At 46.1% G+C, this 401-nt stretch carries 1 protein-coding gene; it reads right to left on the bottom strand.

The window, feature by feature from the left end; genetic code table 11:
* Positions 1–401 (bottom strand): DUF4815 domain-containing protein (locus J7R13_RS09220; protein WP_208438343.1); only part of this gene is annotated, 401 nt, incomplete at both ends.

Here is a 401-nt window from a genome sequence, read left to right as displayed (position 1 = left end):
CATCTCTGTAAGAGTCATCAAGAAAGTGGTCAGCGAACATGGCCTTTTTGGCGACAGGCTCTTTAGAGTCCACATTGCTTTTAATGCGCTCTAATTGCATCAATCGATCAAGGGAGAGCACCCGGTGAAAATAGCGCCACATCTCATCATAGGGGGCAACACGCGTGCCATCATTAACCACAAGAGGAATATCAAGCCAATTGGTGCTGATGGTTGCAAGGGATAACACATCATCAGGGACACTTGGTGCCATGGGGTGGTCTGATGACACCCCTTTGATGGAAACCACATTGCCTTGTGTGTTGTGATCTATACGGTCAAGGCGCGGTAATTTGTAAGTATTACTGACTATAATATCACTACCTTCAGCACCACCTGATACTGTAATTTCTCGAGCTGTT

The sequence above is a fragment of the Bartonella taylorii 8TBB genome, from assembly GCF_902825155.1.
GTDB lineage: Bacteria > Pseudomonadota > Alphaproteobacteria > Rhizobiales > Rhizobiaceae > Bartonella > Bartonella taylorii_A.
Note: the sequence above shows the minus strand (reverse complement) of the source record. Positions and strands in the feature narration are given on the sequence as shown.